This is a genomic window from Archangium sp. (assembly GCF_036389735.1).
In the GTDB taxonomy this organism is placed as follows: Bacteria; Myxococcota; Myxococcia; order Myxococcales; family Myxococcaceae; genus Archangium.
In genome coordinates, this window is sequence record NZ_DASVWK010000209.1 from 1 (window position 1) to 16,639 (window position 16,639).

Annotated in this window: 11 protein-coding genes; 1 reads left to right on the top strand and 10 read right to left on the bottom strand. The window is 67.7% G+C overall.

Annotation, left to right across the window (positions count from 1 at the left end):
* From VF794_RS07735 to pulA, 3 genes are all read right to left on the bottom strand, one after another.
* Nucleotides 1-745 (bottom strand): LarC family nickel insertion protein (locus VF794_RS07735; RefSeq protein WP_331108538.1); only part of this gene is annotated, 745 nt, incomplete at its 3' end.
* Nucleotides 746-763: 18 nt separating this feature from the next.
* On the bottom strand, nt 764-1,516 hold the full coding sequence (gene larB, locus VF794_RS07740) for a nickel pincer cofactor biosynthesis protein LarB (protein WP_331108539.1): 753 nt from the start codon (nt 1,514-1,516) through the stop codon (nt 764-766).
* A 105-nt stretch (nt 1,517-1,621) separates the two neighbouring features.
* Nucleotides 1,622-5,128, bottom strand: coding sequence for a pullulanase-type alpha-1,6-glucosidase (gene pulA, locus VF794_RS07745; RefSeq protein WP_331108540.1), 3,507 nt, complete (start codon nt 5,126-5,128; stop codon nt 1,622-1,624).
* 171 nt (nt 5,129-5,299) lie between these two features.
* Between pulA and VF794_RS07750 the strand changes: the two genes are divergently transcribed.
* Nucleotides 5,300-6,964: an alpha-amylase family glycosyl hydrolase gene (locus tag VF794_RS07750; protein ID WP_331108541.1), complete on the top strand. Its 1,665-nt coding sequence runs from the start codon at nt 5,300-5,302 to the stop codon at nt 6,962-6,964.
* Here VF794_RS07750 and VF794_RS07755 read toward each other — a convergent pair.
* From VF794_RS07755 to VF794_RS07785, 7 genes are all read right to left on the bottom strand, one after another.
* Nucleotides 6,896-7,918, bottom strand: a complete 1,023-nt coding sequence (locus VF794_RS07755; protein ID WP_331108542.1) for a glucodextranase DOMON-like domain-containing protein — start codon at nt 7,916-7,918, stop codon at nt 6,896-6,898. The genes VF794_RS07750 and VF794_RS07755 overlap by 69 nt on opposite strands.
* Before the next feature lie 89 nt (nt 7,919-8,007).
* The gene (locus VF794_RS07760) at nt 8,008-10,206 is read right to left on the bottom strand and encodes a hypothetical protein (protein ID WP_331108543.1); all 2,199 of its coding nucleotides are present in this window, start codon (nt 10,204-10,206) and stop codon (nt 8,008-8,010) included.
* A gap of 110 nt (nt 10,207-10,316) precedes the next feature.
* A complete protein-coding gene (locus VF794_RS07765) occupies nt 10,317-11,168 on the bottom strand; it encodes a glucodextranase DOMON-like domain-containing protein (protein ID WP_331108544.1) in 852 nt (283 codons plus the stop codon).
* A 31-nt stretch (nt 11,169-11,199) separates the two neighbouring features.
* Complete coding sequence (locus VF794_RS07770; protein ID WP_331108545.1) at nt 11,200-12,078, bottom strand: sugar ABC transporter permease; 879 nt, start codon at nt 12,076-12,078, stop codon at nt 11,200-11,202.
* On the bottom strand, nt 12,078-14,147 hold the full coding sequence (locus VF794_RS07775) for a sugar ABC transporter permease (protein ID WP_331108546.1): 2,070 nt from the start codon (nt 14,145-14,147) through the stop codon (nt 12,078-12,080). The genes VF794_RS07770 and VF794_RS07775 overlap by 1 nt, the downstream gene beginning before the upstream one ends.
* 10 nt (nt 14,148-14,157) lie before the next feature.
* Nucleotides 14,158-15,387 (bottom strand): extracellular solute-binding protein, encoded by a 1,230-nt coding sequence (locus VF794_RS07780; protein ID WP_331108547.1) that lies wholly within the window; start codon nt 15,385-15,387, stop codon nt 14,158-14,160.
* Between the two features lie 29 nt (nt 15,388-15,416).
* The gene (locus VF794_RS07785) at nt 15,417-16,511 is read right to left on the bottom strand and encodes a sn-glycerol-3-phosphate ABC transporter ATP-binding protein UgpC (protein ID WP_331108548.1); all 1,095 of its coding nucleotides are present in this window, start codon (nt 16,509-16,511) and stop codon (nt 15,417-15,419) included.
* Between the last annotated feature and the right edge of the window lie 128 nt (nt 16,512-16,639).

Below are 16,639 nucleotides of genomic sequence, written 5' to 3' on the forward strand. Positions count from 1 at the left end.
AGAGGCCCTCGGCCTTCGCCTCGGCCCGCCCCAGGGATGCGCGCAACACGTTGGGCCGGTCCCGGAAGTCCTTCGTTCCCACGCCGTAGCCGATCTTCTCCATGATGAAGTCCGGCGGCGGCTGGCCGATGCGCGCCAGCACCTTGAGCAGCGCCGCGCCCGTGGGCGTCGTCAGCTCGCCCACGCCCTCGAAGCGCACCGGCACGTCCTTGAGCAGCTCCAGCGTGGCCGGCACGGGGATGGGCATGTTGCCGTGCGCCACCCGGATGGTGCCGCTGCCCAGCGGAGGCGGCGCCGCGTACACCTCGGGGTCACCCAGCAGGTCCAACACCACCGCGGCCCCACAGATGTCCACGATGGAGTCCACCGCCCCCACCTCGTGGAAGTGGATGGCGTCGATGGACACGCCGTGCACCTTGGCCTCGGCCTCGCCGATGGCGCGGAACACCGCCAGGGCCCGCTCCTTCGCCCGGGGCGACAGCGTGGAGGCCGCCTCGATGAGCTGGCGGATGTCCGAGTACGCCCGGTGCGGGTGCGCCTCGCGCTCGTCCAGCACCACGTCCAGGTGCGTGCCACTGATGGCGTGCCGCACCGCCCGGCTCACCGCCAGCTTCCAGCCCGGGACCTTCAGCCCGCTCAACGCCTGCGTGAGGGCCTCCGGCGACACGCCGAGATCCACGCCCGCCGCCAGGAACATGTCTCCGGCGATGCCGCCCACCGGCTCCAGGTAGAGCACTCTCCGCATGGTTGGTCCTCCCATGGCTCAGCGCCTGCCCTTCGTGCGCGAGATGAGCGCCGCGTAGAAGCCGCCACCGAAGCCGTTGTCGATGTTCATCGTCGCCACGTTGGAGGCGCACGAGTTCACCATCGCCAGCAGCGCCGACACGCCCCCGAAGTTGGCGCCGTACCCCACCGACGTCGGCACCGCCACCACGGGGATGCCCACCAGCCCGCCCACCGCGCTCGCCAGGGCCCCCTCCATACCGGCCACCACCACCGCGGCGTGCGCGTCCTGGATCTCCTCGCGCCGCCGCAGCAGCCGGTGGATGCCCGCCACACCCACGTCGTACACGCGCTTCACCGTGGCGCCCATGGCCTCGGCGGTGACGGCGGCCTCCTCGGCGACGGGGATGTCACTGGTGCCCGCGGTCACCACCGCCACCGTGCCCGCCTTGGGCTTGCCCTGCCTCAGGTGGAAGATGCGCGCCACGGAGTGGTACTGGCCCTTGGGGAAGGCGGCCAGCAGCGCCTCGGCCTTCTCCGGCTGGAGCCGCGTCACGAGCACCGTCTGCTTGCGCTCCACCAGCGCGCCCACGATGCCCAGTACCTGCTCGGCCGTCTTGGGCTCTCCGAGCACCACCTCGGGGACGCCGAAGCGCAGGCTGCGGTGGGTGTCCAGGGTGGCATAGCCGAGCTCGGCGAACGGCAGGTCCTTGAGCTGGCCCACGGCCTCGTCCACGGAGACCTTGCCGCCCTTCACCTGCTGGAGCAATCGGGTGAGCGTCTTTTCGTCCATGCCTGCCCCTCTACCTCACAGTGAGGGGGGGACGGAACAGGGCACGAGGGCCGGCTTCGAGAGAGCCGGGCCCCCGTGCCCGAGTATGACGAACGACAGGAGCGACTACTCCCGGCGACGGCGCCGGGACTGCATCACGCCGCCGAGGAGCAGCGCCAGGGCGCCGAAGGCCTCGCCGCCAGAGCCGGCGCAACCACCACAGCCGCCGCCATCATCGTCACCGGGATCGACCGGCGGGGGCTTCGCGTTGACGAACACCGCGGTGGTCCGACCCGGAACGATGAAGCCACCGGACTCCGCGACGAAGCCGGACCCGCGGACGAGCGGGTCGAGCGAGGCCTTCTGCGAGGGGTGCAGTTCCATCGCACGGCCCTCGTACCCGCTGATCCGGAACTCCTGCTGCTCAGTGCCGCTGTTGAAGAGCACCACGATGTCCGTGATGCCGTCGGCGGCCTGCTCGTCCTTGAGGTTCATGACGATGAGGCCGGGCACCTGGGACGTGCCGGTGTTGAGGAAGCGCACCTTGGCCTGGATGTCCTCGGCCGTGCGCAGCCGGAAGAGGGCGGTGCTCTTGCGGATGGAGAGCATCTCCTCGAAGTGCTCGAGGGACCGGGTGATGTGGGTGGAACCGGGCTTCAGCGCCGGATTGGCCAGCAGCGGCTTCATGATGGACCACTGGGTCCCATTGTCCCCGGCGGGAGGCAGGCCCACGCCCCAGTTGTTCGACTCGTAGGTGAAGTCGAGCTTGTTGAACCAGTCACCCGAGTTGTAGCTGTTGCGGTCCAGAGACTTGGAGCGCAGCAGCTCGTCACCGGCGTGGAAGAACGGGATGCCCTGACCGAGCGCCACCAGGCTCATGCCCAGGTTGTGCATGCGCACCCGGGCGTCCATGTCGGCCGAGGCGGGCGCCTTGATCTGCACGGCGTCGAACAGCGTCTCGTTGTCGTGGGCCGAGACGTAGGTGATGACCTCCTGCGGATCCAACGTGTAGCCGGCTGGCTGCCCGTTGTAGTCCACCTGCGAGCCCTTCACCTCCTTGCCGTCCTTGTCGACGAGCAGGTAGTCGCGCAGGTTGCCGGCCAGACCCACCCGGATGAGGTCCATGTAGTGCAGCAGCCGCTGGCGCTGCTCCTCGGCCGAGCCGGAGGTGGCCGTATTGGGGTCGGACCAGAGGCCGCTGATGAAGCCCTGCTCCTGAAGGCCGCTGAACGGACCACCGCCGCGCGCCGCGTCCCGCAGACGGTCGCTGAACGTGCCGATCCCCGTGCCGGGCATGTTGAGCTGGGTGGCGTTCACGCCGCGCTTGTTGTTCTCCACCTCGCCGAAGTTCCAGCCCTCGCCATAGAGGTAGATCTTCGAGCCGTCCACCCCGTCCTTCTCCAGGGTGAGCGCGCGCAGCCGCTCCTGGGCCTTGAGCAGGTTGGACTTCATGTGGTGGCCCATGAGGTCGAAGCGGAAACCATCGACCTTGTAGGCGCGAGCCCAGGTGACGAGCGAGTCCACCATGAGCTTCTCGAACATGGCGTGCTCGGAAGCGGTGTTCTGGCAGCAGGTGCTGGTCTCGACGTTGCCGTCCGCGTTGAGGCGCTGGTAGTAGCCGGGCACGACCTTGTCGAGCACCGACTTGTCGGCCAGTCCCGAGGCGTTGGTGTGGTTGTAGACCACGTCCATCACCACGCGCAGGCCGGAGTCCGAGAGGGCCTTCACCATCTGGCGGAACTCGACGATGCGCGCGCTGCCATCGGGGTCCACCGCGTAGCTGCCCTCGGGCACGGTGTAGTGGTACGGGTCATAGCCCCAGTTGAAGCCGTCCGTATCGCGCACGGGGGCGAGCGCGGCCTGCTGCTGGTCCGAGTCAGGAGGCAGGGCCGTCAGGTCGCCAGCCGGCGCCTGGTGCTGGGAGCGGTCCTCGTTGATGGTGGCGATGTCGAACACCGGCAGCAGGTGCACGTGCGTCAGGCCGTGGGAGGCCAGCCGCCGCAGGTGCTTCATGCCGTTGGACTCGGCCTCGGTGAAGGCCAGGAAGGTGCCCCGCTTCTGCGTCGGCACCGTCGCGTCGTTGATGCTGAAGTCGCGGACGTGCAGCTCGTAGAGGACGATGTCCTCGGGCGCGTCCAGCGCGGGCTTGGCCAGCGAGTTCCACCCCGAGGGCTGGAGCGCCGGGTCCGCCAGGTCGACCAGCTGGCTGCGCGTGCTGTTGGTGGACAGGCTCAGCGAGTAGGGGTCGGTGACCAGGGTCTTCACGAACTTCTTCTCGGAGCGGACGTACACGTCCACCTCGTAGAGGTAGAAGCGTCCCTTCCAGCTCGCGTCGCCGGTGAAGCTCCAGACGCCCGTGGCCGGGTCGAGCTGCATCGACATCACGGAGGCATCGGAGGTGGTCGAGCCCGTGAACACGTGCAGGCGCACGTCGCGGGCGGTGGGGGCCCAGACCTTCAGGGTGGGCACGCCATTGCGCCAGGTGACACCCAGCGCCTCATCATTGGCGTACAGCGCATCCAACACCCCCGGAATCTGCACCGAGGTGGCATCCTGCAGGTGGCCGTCCGCATCCGTGACGGAGAGGGCGAGCTGCCCCTTGAGGATCTGCCGCACGTCGATGCCGGAACCGTCTCCAATCCGCAGCGCCAGCTTGCCCGCCAGGTGCGGGAAGCGGGCCTCGACATCCGGCGGCAGCCCCAGCGTGGACCGCTCGAGGGTGATGGAGTTGCCCCCCATGATGCCCGAGGGCGCCAGCGTCATGGCCCCGGTCGGGTCGTAGTGCAGCTTGAAGACGGAGCCGGTCGGGACGGGCGTCTCGGGGACCCAGACCAGCCAGTCGCTCGCGACCCAATACCCGCGGGCCCGCAGGAGGCTGCCGCGAGGCACGTCCACGCCTAACACCGAGTGGCTCGGAACGTGGGTGACCGGATCGAACGAGAAGAGGATCTCGGCGCCTCCCGCCGGAATCTCGAAGCTGATGTTGTCACCGCCGCCGTCCTTGCCATAGCTGGTGCTCCACGTCTGATTGAGGGCCACCTTGTATTGATAGGCGCCCGCGGGGAGCCGTGTGGAGAAGGTGTAGATGCCGTCCCCGTTGAGGTCCTGCATCCACGAGCGCATGCACCACGGCTGCCAGTCACCGCCGTTCGCGTCCGTGGGGGGGCAGCCCAGCTCACTCTGGAAGCTGCCGGCCACGGTGGCCATGATCGAGTTCTTGTCGCTGGTGACCCAGTGGGTTTGGGGATCGAAGTAGAACGTGATCTTGGCGCCTCCGGCCGGAATGACGAGCTCGATGTTGTCGCCGCCGCCGTTCTTGCCGTAGCTGGTGGTCCACCCCTCATCGAGGGCCACCTTGTACTGATAGGTGCCCTCGGGGAGGTTCGCGGAGAAGGTGTAGATACCGTCTCCCTCGACGTCCTCCATCCGCGAGAGCGCACAGGCCGGCATCCAGTCACCGGCGCAGCCCAGCTCACTCTGGAAGCTGCCCGCCACGGTGGCGATGACGGCGTTCGTGTTGCTGACGTCGTCCCTCGCGGGTTCGGCGGCAGCCGTTGCCGCGGAGAGGAGGGCGAGCGCGGCGAGCAGCGCCCTCGCCCGGGAGAGTTGGTGGGGGGAAGATTCTGTTCTCATTGGGTACACCTTGTTCCGCGAACCAGCCGTCCGGGGATGAGACGGCCGGCACACCCGATTGGAGCCGGAGGGGGAATGTCCGGGAGCGTATAGCAGAGAGGCGCCTGGGCGTTCACCTGGGGCGGACCGGGCGCTGGCCCGCGAAGCACGGCGCTGGTAATCCTCGCGCCCATGCCGCGCTCCCACTCCCTGCGCCTCCTCCCCATCCTCACCTTGACGGCCTGCATCTCGGGCCCGTCCACGCCCACCGGGCACGAGTCTCCGTCAGCGACTCCCGTGGTGATTGCCCCGCCCGCGGGCAACGAGTGGTACCGGCACGCCGTCTTCTATGAGGTCTTCGTCCGCAGCTTCCAGGACTCCAACGGAGATGGGAAAGGCGACCTGCCCGGGCTCATCTCGCGCCTGGACTACCTCAACGACGGTGACCCGAGCACCACCACCGACCTGGGGGTGGACGCACTGTGGCTGATGCCCGTCTTCGCCTCGCCCAGCTACCACGGCTACGACGTGGTGGACTACGAGCGCATCCACCCGGACTACGGCACCGTGGCTGACTTCGAGCGCCTCTGCGCCGAGGCCCACCGCCGGGGCATGCGCGTCATCGTGGATCTGGTCCTCAACCACACCAGCTCGCAGCACCCGTGGTTCGTGGACTCCGCCTCCTCACCCACTTCGTCCAAGCGGGAGTGGTACGTGTGGAACGACAGGGACCCGGGCTGGAAGCAGCCCTGGAACTACTCCAGCACGCCCGCGTGGCACGAGCGCAATGGCGCCTGGTACTACGGCGTCTTCTGGGGCGGCATGCCGGACCTGAACATGAAAACGCCCGCGGTGCGTGACGAGGTCAAGCGCATCGCCTCCTATTGGCTGGAACGGGGCGCGGACGGCTTCCGCCTGGACGCGGCGCGCTACCTCATCGAGACCGGTGTCGGGACGGAACAGGCCGACACGCGGGAGACCCACACCTTCTGGAAGGAGTTCGCCGCGCATGTGCGCCAGGTGAAACCGGACGCGGTGCTGGTCGGAGAGAACTGGGCCAGCTCCGGCACCATCGCCAGCTACTACGGCTCTACCCAGACGGTGCCCGGCGGGGACGAACTGCCGCTCAACTTCAACTTCCCCCTCTCCGAGAGCATCATCGACAGCCTGCTGAAGGCCAATGCCTCGGGCATCACCTCCACGCTCGCGGACATGGCGCGCACCTACCCCTCGGGCGTGGCGGACGCGCCCTTCCTCACCAACCACGACAACGTCCGGGTGGCCACGCGACTCGAAGGAAACACGGGCAGGCTCGCCAACGCGGCCGCCCTCCTGCTCACCCTCCCCGGCTCCCCTTTCCTCTATTACGGAGAGGAAGTGGGACTGGCCAACGGGACCACCAACAACGACGAGGCCAAGCGCACGCCCATGCCCTGGGACAGCAGCACGAGCGGGGGCTTCACCACGGTGAGCCCCTGGTTCCCCTTCTCGCCAGGCCGCGACGCCGCCAACGTGGCCACCCAGGCGCAATCCTCCAGGTCTCTGCTCACCCGCTATCAGCAGCTCATCCGCGTCCGCCAGGGCTCGGACGCACTGGAGCGTGGAGGCCTTACCCTGCTCACTCCCACTCGGGAGAACACGCCCGTCCTCACCTTCGTGCGCTCCTGGGGAGAGGAGCAGGTGCTGGTGGTGCACAACCTCTCCGACAGCACCACGAGCGTGGGACCCCTCGAGGTGGCCGGTGAGTCGGCCGAAGTCCTCTTCACTGACGCCAACGTGCCCTCGCTGTCAAAGGCCTCCGGAGCCTGGCGCACCACCCTCCCCGGTAGGGCCACCGGCATCTGGCGCCTGCGGTAGCGGGGAGGAAGGGACCGCCGGAACCACCGCCGGCCAGGGCAGCGGCTTCGGCCCAAGCACCTCCCGCTGCTGCACGCCCTCGGGGACCATCAGGTCCACCACCGGCGACTGGCCCGGATCTCCGAGCCGCCCGCCTCCGAAATGCACGGAGCCGCCCCCGGGCCTGATGCCGAGCAGCATGAGCCCCTCCCTGGCCTCGGCGCTCCCTCCCAGGAACGCGGGCAGCTCTACCCGGCGCTGAAGCGAGGCGCCCGTCACCGCCACCGCGTAGCCCCAGGTGGGCTGGGCCGTGCCGCCGAGGAAGTCCTCGGGGACGAAGAAAAAAACCCTGGAGCCGCTGACGCGAATGCGTGTGGGAAAGAACACGCGCTCCGCGAGGGCACGCTCCACCTGCTCGTCCAGCGTGCGCGCGTTGGCCTCGCTGACGCCTCCGTGCTCCTTCTGGAACGCCTCACGCGCGCCCTGTGCCCACAGCTTGCGCAGCACATCCCTCGCCTCGTAGGGGCGCGGGGTGAGCAGGATGACCTTCTCCCAGGCACTGCGGGGAGCGAGGGTGAGTTGGCGGCCGGGGAGCGTGTCCGTGCGGCCCGAGCCAGCCACCCCATCCGTGTCGACGTAGACGTCGAGGTTGAAAGTGTAGAAGCCGTAGCGGGCAATGTCCGCCTGCGTGGTCCCGCTGGGATCCACCGTGTGCCCACGCGCGGGCATGGCGATGGGCCGAGCCAGGGTCGCCTCGAAAATCGTGCCCCCGCGCTCGGCACGCGCGGAGAGGGACAGCAGATCCAACGAGCCCGGCCCCATGTCCGGGCGCTGGGGATAGCGCAGATCCCCATCCCCCACGTCATCTCCGCGGGGGTCTTCCAGGGTGAAGAGCAGGGCCTCGCGGCGCGCGCCACGCGCGTGGCAGGCACAGGCCAGCGAGACCCACAGCGACAACAGAGCGAGACGGCGCAAGGGAGACATGAGGACCTGGGGTGCGAAAAAGACGAGGGGCCCGGCGGGCAGAACGCGCGCCGGGCCCCGGAGATGAGACGAGAAACCTACTAGAACTGCGCCTTCATGAAGGCCTTCAGACGCATGTGATGGAACTCACGCGTGGCCATGCTCTGCCACATGTACCGGTCATGCGGCGAGTTGCGGTCGCCCCAGGTGTTTGAGAAGCCCTTCGACCCCTCGGCAACGCCGAAGTCCTTGGCGATCTGCGCGTCCGCGGTCTCGGCCAGGAAGCCCGTGCCGAAGTCCGGGGTGTAGGTACCGAAGGCGTAGCCGGCCTCCGCGCCGAACTCCACGCCGGCCAGGATGTACTTGGCCTTGAGCGTGAGCTGGTTCTTGTCGTGCTGGCCGGAAGCCATCTCGTGATCGCCGTAGGCCTGGAAGGCGGTGTTGCCGTCCTTCAGGTCCACCAGGTACTTGGCGTAGTTGAGCGACAGGTAGAGGTCGTCGGTGAACTGGTAGCCAGCGCCCAGGCTGAAGGTGGTGTAGTCCATCACCCGGTCGTCATCATCGATGCTGTCGAAGGGCTTCCAGCGGTAGCCCTGGGTGCCGTCCTCCAGGGTGACCACGTCCGGCTGCTTGTACAGGCTCGCGGTGCTGTTGCCGGGCGAGTACTCGTTCGTCTTCTTGTCGTCGCACCCGAGCGTGCCGGTGGTGGGGCACGCATCCGCCTGGTACGGCAGGTACTTCGCGTCGTTCAGGCGCTTGTCGTTCTCGTGGATGTACTTGACCTTGCCGAACACGTCGATGCCGCGGCCGATGTCGAGCACGTAGCGGGCCTTGCCCACCAGCAGGTGCGTCTTCTTGTCCTGGAACGGCTGGTAGGCGGTGCGGAACGGGTGGCCCACGCCCACGTCACCCTCGAACGTCGGGTAGAGCGGGTTGGTGATGGACATGGTGTCATCACCGTACGCCTGCCAGTTGGTGTTGTAGCTGATGTAGGAGTACTCGCCGGAGATGTCGAGCGCGCCGTTGCTGAACACCGGGTTGAAGGTGGCACCCTTCCAGCCGATCGCCGTCTGGGCGAAGGGCTCGTCGAAGTCCGTGAACTCGTTGTCCACGTTGATGGTGGCGACCTGCTGGGCCTCGCTCGTCCAGCCGCCGTAGCCGATGCGGCTGCCGTTGCCCTTGTAGATGCCGAAGGTGCGGTTGCTGGCGCCGGGCAGGGCGAAGGTGGCGTCGTAGCCCTCGGTCAGGAGCACGTCCGACTCACGGCGGGCGGCCATGATCGATACGTAGTCCGAGCCGATGCTGAACACCTGCGCGTTGAGGGACAGGCCCACCTCGAGCGGATCGTTGACCGTCACGTCCAGCTTGAAGGTGTTGTCCTCGTGGCGGCCCGCGGGCACCGGCGTCCAGCGGTTGGCCGTCTTCTCATCCACGTTGGAGTAGGACCGGTAGAAGGCGCCGCGCACGTCCACCGAGGAGCCCAGGTGGAGGCCGGCCTTCAGGCCGCCCACGCCGTTGCGGTAGCGCGGCGCGAGGTCACGGCCATCGTCCAGGTTGAAGTCCTGCGGATCCAGCTCGGAGTCGTAGGTGTACTGGAAGATACCCCCGACATCGACCATGTCATTGAAGCTGTACTTGGTCTGGAAGCCGTAGGTGGCGTCCGTGGCGTGGAAGGCGCCGGTGCTGTAGCCCGGGCCGGCCCACAACCGGGGCAGCGAGATGCGCGCGGCGTCCCACGTCAGCTTCCGGTCGAACGCGGAGCCCTGGAACAGGAGGCCGTAGACGTTGTCGCGGTCGATGTAGCGGATGCGGCCGATGACGAACGGATCGAACTGGCCGAAGTCGTTGGCGCCGATGGTGGCCGAGTCGATGAGGTAGCCCGGCGTCAGGGTGACGGCGAGGCCACGCAGCTTGATGTACTGGTTGGAGCGCGGATCGAACTCACCGCAGTTACCGGAGGTGCAGTCCGCACCCGGCTTGCCAAAGCCGCCACCGTTGCTCCAGAAGTTCTGGCTGAAGCGGCTGTGGAGACGACCGCGAACCTCGACCGCGCTGGACAGCCGCGCGTTGAGGAGCAACTCGAGCTCGGTGCCGATACCGTTCTCGCCGTAGCCTTCACCCGGGACGGTGGTGAAGTTGTACATCGCGCCCTGCTCCCGGGAATTTCCCAGGAGCCACTTGGTATATGTCGTGCCGCCAATCTGCAGCTTGGGGGCCTCCTGGGCCATCGAAGCAGCGGGCAGGAGCGTTGCAGCGGCGGTCAGGGCGACGGCGCCCTTCCGCATGGACTTCATCTTCATGGGTGATACCCCTCTCTTGGCGGCCGAACCGGGAAGGGGGCTTCCCGGCTGCCGGGAGCGGGTGGCTCAATGCCACCCGCTCGGCCATCCGGCAGGAAATCGGTTGAGACCTACTTCTGCTCCGGCTTCTGCTCCTGCGCCGCCGGCTTCGTCGCGCCGCCCACCATGGTGAGCGTCGCCGCCTTCTTCGCGGTGCCGTCCTCGGCGCACTCGAAGCTCAGCATATCCTGTTGCGCCTTCACCTCCGAGGCCTCGCCCTTGCCCTCGCCGGCGAGCACGTCGATGGCGTGCGGATCGCAGTCGCCGTCGTTGCCGCCGCCGAAGCGATGCTGGCCCTCGAACTCGTTGACCCGGCGCGTCAGCAGATCACTGCCCGCGGGGAAGCCCTCGTTGGACTGCACCACCACCTGGAAGCGCCACTGCGAGGGCTCACCCTCGAGGCCCGCCAGGTCCACCGTGGCGTTCACCTTGCGGCCCGAGCCCTTGACGCGGGTGGGGACGAGGACGTTGTCCTTGGCGGCGCCAGCCTTGTTGCCCACCTCGGCCTTCACGCGCCCGGAGGCCTGCGGCGAGATGACGATGACCTTCTCCCAGCCATACGCGGGGGCGAACTTCACGTTCAGGCCGGGCAGACCCTCGGTGGAGCCGCTGCCCTCCTTGCCGTCCGTGTCGATGAAGATGAAGGCCATCTGCACGGAGAAGCCGGAGCCCATCTTCCACGCGTCCTCCAGCGTGGTGTTGAAGCCCAGGGTGACGTCGGCCTTGGTGCCCTTCTTCTCGAAGGTGAAGTCCGTCAGGTCGAACGAGCCGCGCTTGTACACGGTGTCGGTCGGGTACTTGTAGGTGCCCGGGCCGTTGTCGTCACCGGTCGGGTCCTTGAAGGACACCTTGTCAGCGGCCAGCGCGGGGGCGCCCAGCAGCGCCGCGGCCAGGGAAATCACTGCGAAATGAGAGGTCTTCATATGCGACAGCTCCTTGCGTTGGAAAGTACGACTAGCCCTTCACGCTTCCGGCGGTGAGGCCGGAAACGAGGTACTTCTGCAGGAACAGGAACAGGATGACCACGGGAACCGAGACGATGATGGAGCCGGCGGCGAAGTAGCCCCACTGCTGCGAGAAGCCGCCCACGAAGAAGCGCAGGCCCACCGGCGCCGTGTACATCGCCTCCTGGTCCATGAAGGTGGCCGCGAGGATGAACTCGTTCCACGCCGTCATGAACGAGAAGAGCGCCGTCACCGCCACCGCCGGCTTGGCCAGGGGCAGGATGATGGTCCAGAAGATCTTCCCCACCGAGGCCCCCTCGATGAGCGCCGCCTCCTCCAGCTCCTTCGGGATGGTATCGAAGTAGCCCTTGAGCATCCACACGCTGAAGGGAATGGAGGTGGTGGCGTAGACGATCATCAGGCCGAAGCGCGAGCTGCCCAGTCCCAGCCACTGCACCAGGATGATGTAGAGCGGAATGAGCATCAGCGTGCCCGGGAACATCTGGGACACGAGGAACGCCATCATGCCCGTGCGCTGCCCGGGGAACTTGAAGCGGCTGAAGGCGTAGGCCGCCGTGCAGGCGAGGAACACGCCCACCACCGTGGTGCCCAGCGCGATGGCGGCGCTGTTGAGCATCCACTGGCCGAAGGGCTGGTCCGTCATCACCGAGGTGAAGTTGGCGAGCGACCAGGTCTCCGGCCACGGCGTCACCGCGCGTACCCGGTCCATCATCGTGGGCAACTCGGGCAGCGTGGTGATGGCCAGGCTCTGCTTGCCCGAGAGCGCGATCGTGATGACCCAGAGGATGGGGTAGACGGTGAACAGCGTGAAACCGATGAGCAGGATGTGCAGGGGCCAGTGCGGCACCCCATCGCGACGCGAGAACATCAGGCGGCCTCCGTGGCGCGCGACATGCGGTTCTGCACCACGCTGTAGAGCAGCAGGATGCCGAAGATGACCGTGGAGTACGCCGCCGCGTAACCGTAGCGGTAACGCTGGAACGCGTACTTGTAGGCCTGGGTGATGAGGATTTCCGTCGAGTTGCTCGGCTCGCCCTCGGTCACCAGGAAGATGACGTTGAACTGATTGAAGGTCCAGACCACCGACAGGATGATGGCCGGCACCAGCGCGGGCTTGAGCGAGGGCAGCGTAATGGCCGTGAACTGCTGCCAGCGCGTAGCCCCGTCCACGCGAGCGGCTTCGTAGAGCTCCACGGGGATGGAGGTGAGCGCGCCGAGCGCCACCACCATCATGAAGGGGAAGCTCAGCCAGCCGTTGGTGGCCAGCACCGTGAGGAACGAGGAGACGGGCGTGTCGTACCAGGCGAGCCCCTGGCCACCGAACATCCGGATGACGTGGTTCACCACGCCGAACTGCTGGTGGAACATGCCCTTCCAGATGAGGGCGGTGATGTAGTTGGGCATGGCCCACGGCAGGATGAGCAGCACGCGGTACACGGGCCGCAGCGCCAGCCCCTGCACGTTGAGCATGAGGGCCAGCACCAGGCCCACCGTCACGCCGATGGCCACGTTGGTGACCGTCCACACCACCGTGAAGAAGAGCGTGTAATAGAAGTTGAGGTAGTTGAAGACCAGCGAGCCGTCCTGCGCCCGCCTGGCGATGTTGAAGTCGCCGAGGATCTCCACGTAGTTGCGCACGCCGACCCAGATGTCCGCCAGCGACTGCCCCGTGTTGTAGAGGTTGGAGTCGGTGAAGGACAGGGTGATGCCGTAGAAGAACGGGAAGAAGACGAGCACCACCATGCCCACCATCGCCGGGGCGATGTAGGCGTAGGCCTCGCGGTACTCCACCACCGTCTTCACCGTGAGGGCCAGGCCGCCCATGCCGATGAAGAGCAGCACGGCGAGGGCCAGCGCCCCCAGCCCGCCGAACGCACGGCCCGCGCCCGAGCGCAGCTCGGCCGCACGCGCGGCCACCACCGCCTCGTTCACCTCACCCGTCGGCGAGAGGAGCCCGAGCGGACGGCGGTACGCATCCGAGTCCCAGTTGCCCGGCTGAAGCGGCGGCTCGGTGGCGAGCTGGCGCTCGGCCATCACCGCCTGGGCCTGCTGGGACATGGCGCGCAGCTGTCCGGCCACGACCGTCTGCGTCTCGCGCAGCTCGGAGGCCAGCATCCGCTGCGTGTGGACGGAGTAGCCGCCCAGGCCCACCGCGAGCGCCACCACCGACACGCCCACGAGCACGCCCTGGCGGCGCACCACGAAGGACGCCCCGGCGCACAGCGCCAGCGGCAGCAGGAACCACAAGAGCGCCGCGCCCAGGTCCGTCTGGAGCGGCACCGGCAGCGGAGCCGTGGCCAGCTCCACCAGGCCCACCACCGCTCCGTCCACCTCCACCGGCGCGCTCAGCAGGCGCCCACCATTGGGCAGCGCCTCGGTCTCCACCTCCAGCTTGCGCGCCGTGCCCTCCTCGCGGTTCGTCTCCACCGCGGCACGCAACCGTTGCCCGCGGTCGTAGAGGGGCTTCTCCTCGCGCGACAGCCGACGCGGCGCCGCGCGCTCCCCCTGGTCCTCGGGGAAGGTGGAGGCCTCGAGCTGGATGCCCGAGAAGGCGATGACGCGCACCGCGCTGCCCGGCGGAAGCTGCTGCTTCCAGACGTCCACCACGGCGCGCACGGACTCACCCGAGCCCCCCGCGCGCTGGACGAGATCCTCCAGCGCACGCAGGGACACGAGGGCCTGTCGGTCCGCGCGCTCGGTGGAGATGGCCTCCAGCGTGCGGGCCAGCAGGCCGTCGGCGATCGCCAGGGACACGCCGAGCGTGAGGAGCAACCCCACGAGCACCCGCACGCGGCGGACAGCACCAGGGCCCCGCGGCTCGCCCGAGGGACGGCCCGCATGATGAAGAAGGGCTTCGCTGGCACCGCGCGTGCTGGGCGGGTGGCCGGCGACGACCCCTCGTTCGTCGCCGGTGAGATGTGGGGCCGCGTTGCTCACTCAGTGCCTCTCACTTCTTGCGCAGACCGGCCACGTCCTTGGCGACGGCCTTCTGGGCGACGTCGAGGGCGGCCTTGGGGGTGGAAGCCTTCTTGAGGATGGAGTTCATCGCCGAGGTGGCCGGCGACCAGACCATCGTCATCTCCGGCACGTTGGGCATCGGCACCGCCACCTCGACCTGGGCGCGGAACGCCTTGAGCTGCGCGTCACCGGAGACCTTCGCGTCCGAGTACACGGCCTGGTTGGCGGGGCTCTGGCGGCCCTCCAGCGCGAGCACCTTCGCGGCCTCATCCCCGGTGAGGTACCTGGCCACCTCGAAGGCGGCGTCCTTGTTCTTCGAGGGAGCGGAGACGTACACGCCCTCCACCGTCATCCACGGGCGCATGGGCTTGCCACCGGCCTCGTCGAGCGTGGGCAGCGGGGCCAGGCCGTAGTCCACGCCCTTGGCGATCTCCCCCAGGAACCAGGGGCCGGAGAACACCATGCCCGCCTTGCCATCGTTGAAGAGCGCGGTGATGAGCGCGCTGGAGGGCTCGGCGGGGAGGATGCCGTCCTTCTCCGCCCACTTCATCATCTGCTCCACCGACTTCACGTTCTGGGGGGAGTTGAGCGTGGGCGTGGTGCCCGGCCCGAAGACGCCGCCGCCAAAGCCGTTCATCAGGGCCGAGTGGTAGTAGAAGTCGCCGTAGGAGTAGGCCAGACCGAAGCGACCGGCCTTCTTGTCGGTGAGCTTCTTGGCGATCGCCACCAGCTCGCCGCTCGTCTTGGGCGGGGTGGGAACGAGCTTCTTGTTGTAGATGAGCGTGACGACCTTGTAGTTCAGCGGCAGGCCGTAGACGGTGCCGCGGTAGGTCATCGCCTCCATCGTGGTGGGGATGAAGCGCTTGCGGGTGGCGTCATCCAGGTAGAAGTCGATGGGCTCCACCGTGTTGCCCGCCTCGATCCACCCGCCCAGGCGATCCTGGGCGAAGATGAAGAGGTCCGGCCCCTTGCCGCGCGGCACGGTGGCGGAGATCTTGTCCGCGTAGGCGTCATACGGCACCGCCAGCGTCTTCACCTGGATGCCCTTGGCGGCATTGGCGGCGTTGAACTGGCCGATCACCTTCTCCAGCGCGGCCTTCTCCTCGGCGCGGTAGCCGTGCCACAGGACGATTTCCTTCGTCTCGGCGGCGGCGGGCTTCGAAATCAGGCCGAGCGCACACAGGCACACGGCCGCGATCATCAGTCGCAGGTTCTTCATGTCGTGGAGCTCCTGGTTGGGACTCGAAATCAGGCGGACAGACGTTGCTCGGTTTCAGCGTCGAAGAGGTGCAGGGACTCCAGCTCGACGAGCACCTGCAGCTTCGCCCCGGTCTCGGGCGAATGCTGGGGCGGGAGTCGGAAGACGATGGAGTTGTCGGCGAGGCGCGAGTGGACGATGACCTCGTTGCCGAGCGGCTCGACGAGGTCCACCTTCACCTCGAGCGGCGACGTCTCGCCGCGGGCGGTGACCGAGGGAGAGACGATGTTGTCGGGGCGGATGCCCACCTTCAGCTTGCGGCCGCCCTTGCCCGCCGTCACCGGGCGCAGGCTCTGGGGCACCGGCAGCTTGAAGCCGTCACCCTCGAGCAGCTCGCCATTGGCCGACAGCGTGGCGCTGGTGAAGCTCATGGGCGGCGAGCCGATGAATTGGGCCACGAAGACGTTGGCCGGGCGCTCGTACACCTCCAGCGGGGTGCCGAGCTGCTGGAGCTTGCCCTCCTTCATCACCGCGATGCGGTGGCCCATCGTCATGGCCTCGATCTGGTCGTGCGTCACGTAGACCGAGGTGACGCCCAGCCGCTGCTGGAGCTTCTTGATCTCCGAGCGCATCGCCACGCGCAGCTTGGCGTCGAGGTTGGACAGGGGCTCGTCGAAGAGGAACACCGCCGGCTTGCGCACGATGGCGCGCCCGAGCGCCACGCGCTGGCGCTGACCACCGGAGAGCTGCTTGGGCTTGCGATCCAACAGGTGCGTGATGCCGAGCACCTCGGCCGCCTCGTTCACCAGACGGTCCAGCTCCGGCTTGGGCGTCTTGCGGATCTTCAGGCCGAACTCGAGGTTCTCCCGGATGGTCATATGCGGGTAGAGCGCATAGTTCTGGAAGACCATCGCCACGTCCCGATCCTTGGGCGGCAGCTCGTTCACCACGCGCTCGCCGATGGCGAGGGTTCCTCCGGTGATCTCCTCCAGGCCGGCGATCATCCGCAGCGCGGTGGACTTGCCACAGCCCGACGGACCCACGAGCACCATGAACTCATGGTCCTGGATGTCGAGGTTCAACCCCTCGATGACGGACACGTCGCCGTAACGCTTGGCCACATTCTTGAAAACCACACCGGCCATTTTCAGGCTCTCCCGACGCGGGCGCACCGAAGGTGGCCCTGCTGTCTGGTCGCAGACTGCGTTTTCATTATCGGGCCCGCCCCAGGATGCGGACGGACATCGGCTCGACGGAGACATCCACTGAGGGG

Coding starts and splice junctions, on each gene's coding strand:
- VF794_RS07760 (WP_331108543.1), bottom strand. CDS start 10,206: ATGAAGATGAAGTCCATGCGGAAGGGCGCCGTCGCCCTGACCGCCGCT.
- larB (WP_331108539.1), bottom strand. CDS start 1,516: ATGGACGAAAAGACGCTCACCCGATTGCTCCAGCAGGTGAAGGGCGGC.
- VF794_RS07765 (WP_331108544.1), bottom strand. CDS start 11,168: ATGAAGACCTCTCATTTCGCAGTGATTTCCCTGGCCGCGGCGCTGCTG.
- VF794_RS07785 (WP_331108548.1), bottom strand. CDS start 16,511: ATGGCCGGTGTGGTTTTCAAGAATGTGGCCAAGCGTTACGGCGACGTG.
- VF794_RS07750 (WP_331108541.1), top strand. CDS start 5,300: ATGCCGCGCTCCCACTCCCTGCGCCTCCTCCCCATCCTCACCTTGACG.
- pulA (WP_331108540.1), bottom strand. CDS start 5,128: ATGAGAACAGAATCTTCCCCCCACCAACTCTCCCGGGCGAGGGCGCTG.
- VF794_RS07780 (WP_331108547.1), bottom strand. CDS start 15,387: ATGAAGAACCTGCGACTGATGATCGCGGCCGTGTGCCTGTGTGCGCTC.
- VF794_RS07770 (WP_331108545.1), bottom strand. CDS start 12,078: ATGTTCTCGCGTCGCGATGGGGTGCCGCACTGGCCCCTGCACATCCTG.